Genomic DNA, 2830 nt, shown 5'->3' with positions numbered 1-2830 from the left:
CATTCGGACCGTGGCAGCCAATACGCCAGCGAGGAACACCGCACGATGCTGGACCAGCGCGGCCTGGTGGCCAGCATGAGTCGCAAAGGAAACTGCCGGGACAACGCCGTCATCGAGCGCTTCTTCTTGAACCTGAAGATGGAACGCGTCTGGCAGCGCGATTACGCCAATCACCTGGAGGCGGTGCAAGACATTACCGATTACATCGTCAACTTCTACAACGCCAACCGGCTTCACTCCACCTTAGGCTATCGTTCGCCCAACGAGTACGAGCGCTGCCTCGCCTGACAACCCCTTTCCCCTTTTCACTTTAAAGAAGTCCCAGCAGCAAGAATCTGACTCGCGATGTACATAAATACGAAGAAGTAAGCCCCTATGTTGGAAGCGATCTTTATCACCAAGCAAAATAGCGCCGGCCAATTTAGATAACTTGGCGCATCAAGCTCTGCGTCTTCTTTAACCTTCTTTCTTTCCTTCGACCTACTAAACCATCCCCAGATAGCAGTGCTAGTCGTGTAGTGAAGCAAATCAAAGCTCAGCGAGCAACAGAAAAACAATGCTGGCCAAAGGAGCGCTTTTGGTACAGTAGTTATAGCGCCTTTATCTGGGTGAAGCACCCAAATCAACGCAATGCCTGCAAAAGCAAGTTGCCTTGATACATCACTCGCTTTACCAGAAAACACATAATATGTCTGCCGATAGTCATCAAGTTTCATAAGATGACTCTCGCAATCAACTATTAGTAACTCTTGGCCCCGTACTTTTCGTACGGATGGCATCTTTAGTAGAAGGTGTCCCACCCCTTTTAAAGGCTGCCTTCTTAGCAACGCGTTTCAAGCTTGCCTTCTTTGCGGCTTTCTTAGCGGCTTTCTTCGCCATGTCCATCCCCTTGTTGATGATGTTTAATTCGCGACGATTGGGAGCCCCTTGAAACTCGCCATGTCCTTGATGCTGATCTCAGCTCGCGTCCCGCATAAACGGCTTAAAGCGCCCAAAATCTGAAGCCTTTGGACAACAGACTTTTCGAGCCTGTCAAAACTGAACTCCACCTTCTAACGAAAATAGCCGACCACGCCTGATGCACTCATCAAGGTGCGGCATTCATAAATTGGATTCCACCTCTCACGCCACAGCCCCCGTGTGTGTTTGGCTTATGCTCCAGGCCTGTCCATGACTGTCACTGCCCGAGCCCCTACCGGCGCCCACAAGGGACAGGAGAGCATTGGGGAACGTGAAAGAAATGTGATGAAAAAATCTGACTAAGCTCGTACGAGCCAAGCACCGGCAGAAAGCCATGCTAACTACATCCCCTGCGTGTCAGGCAGTGAAGAACTGTGCGATCCCATTCGGCATATCGACATTTCGGTTCCAGCAAGGACTGGAGGGAGAACCAACGACCGCACTGAAACATGGATAGGTGCTCGACTTCTGTCGATATTTGCCCAGCCACCGCGTCTCACAGCCATGCGAGATTGCATGAGATCAGCGGTGGCCAATTTCGATTCACGTATCCGGCTTGCGCTTTGACGGGGTGCCAGAACACAAAGATGCAAAACAACCTCAACCAAGAACAGGCCAACTTTCACCAGCCATGAAAGCTTCCTTGATGCTTCGCAGCCTCATGAGCGTTGCCCTTCTTCTGGTCACGGTGAGCGCCTGCGCACAACAACAAGTATTCAGCCCTAGTGAGCTGAATGCCCACCCCGCGGCCTTCCAACACAAGAAGGTCACCGTGCGAGGCTACGTAACCCTGAAGCCTGAGGGTCACAACCTCTATGAGTCCAAGGCGTTGAGTGACGAGTTCAATAAAGTCTGGGATAGCGGATCAATGTCATTGGATCAGCGCAAATACACCCACTACTGCCTGACCATCGCTAATCCCGGTTTGATGTATCGCAATCGAGACACCTTGAAAGGCAAAACGTTGGTGGTGAAGGGAGAGTTCCTGGCTGACCACATAACGCCCCACAAAATTGACCTGGGAGCCTGTCCATTGCCAACGAGCATCCTGATCGACATGAATGATTTGAAGCGGCGTTATGGCAATTTGTTGCCAAACCCATGACCTCGTCATTTGAAGCCTTCGCGCGCGATAAACCCAGTGAAAAGGTGTCAGAACCTGAGGTATCCCCACGTTTTTATACCTCGATGCCCATTTGATGAAGCATCACTGGATCCAGTCGTCTTAGATGCTGCAAGAGTTGCTTCATGTCAGGCAAGGGCCATTGTCGAGCCAATGCCTCCCGGCCAATACGAAGGATGGAGTAAAGACGCCGTGCAGAAGTTCGTGGCATAAGCCAAGCACTCATAGGCGAAGCGTCGCTGGCGATGCCAGCCACCCAGCAAGCGAAGGATGCCATCGCACTGAGCAGCAACAGCACTTCGATGCGGGGGCCGATACGTGTGAGGCTGTCTTCGAAGCCATATCCATAACGATGGCTTTTCAGGTCCCGAAAGGAGAGCTCAATTTGCATCCGTCGCGCATAAATTTGCACGATCTGTGCGGCGGTAAGGCTCAGTTCCGGCGACGCGATCAATAACCATGGTTCACGCTCTCGTTGGGCGTGCTTGCGACTGTAGGAGTTGTGCGCAACGTGCCCAAGGCAGGTAAGGTCTTTCCTGCCCTTGGCGGCTCTGGCATGCAACACGACCCGGCAAGCCAGCGGACGATAACGGACGGCATGCATCACCCCGAGATCCCGATGACGAGTGCCGGCCAGAGCATACAGCTGCTTGTAATGACCCAGCGGTTTCTGCACAGGTCAGGCCGCTAAAGCATAGGCCTCGTCGGGTGTTTTCATGCCGAGCGCCTGGTGAGGGCGCCGATGGT

The 2830-nt window shown here is 52.7% G+C and carries 4 protein-coding genes; 2 read left to right on the top strand and 2 right to left on the bottom strand.

The annotated features are described in order from the left end of the window. Positions 1-288, top strand: a 288-nt coding sequence (locus EKH80_RS23435; RefSeq protein WP_230473906.1) for an integrase core domain-containing protein, incomplete at its 5' end; no start/stop codon positions are given. Positions 289-305: 17 nt separating this feature from the next. On the opposite strand, the gene EKH80_RS23430 is transcribed toward EKH80_RS23435, so the two are convergent. Continuing rightward, positions 306-716 carry a hypothetical protein gene (locus EKH80_RS23430; RefSeq protein WP_126687219.1) on the bottom strand — a complete coding sequence of 137 codons (411 nt, stop codon included), beginning with the start codon at positions 714-716 and terminating at the stop codon, positions 306-308. Positions 717-1591: 875 nt separating this feature from the next. Between EKH80_RS23430 and EKH80_RS23425 the strand changes: the two genes are divergently transcribed. Further along, the gene (locus tag EKH80_RS23425; protein WP_126687218.1) at positions 1592-2065 is read left to right on the top strand and encodes a hypothetical protein; all 474 of its coding nucleotides are present in this window, start codon (positions 1592-1594) and stop codon (positions 2063-2065) included. Between the two features lie 73 nt (positions 2066-2138). On the opposite strand, the gene EKH80_RS23420 is transcribed toward EKH80_RS23425, so the two are convergent. Next, positions 2139-2759: a transposase gene (locus EKH80_RS23420; protein WP_126687217.1), complete on the bottom strand. Its 621-nt coding sequence runs from the start codon at positions 2757-2759 to the stop codon at positions 2139-2141. Between the last annotated feature and the right edge of the window lie 71 nt (positions 2760-2830).

The sequence above is a fragment of the Dyella choica genome, from assembly GCF_003977665.1.
GTDB classification, from domain to species: domain Bacteria; phylum Pseudomonadota; class Gammaproteobacteria; order Xanthomonadales; family Rhodanobacteraceae; genus Dyella_B; species Dyella_B choica.
This window is presented reverse-complemented; position numbering and strand designations above follow the sequence as displayed.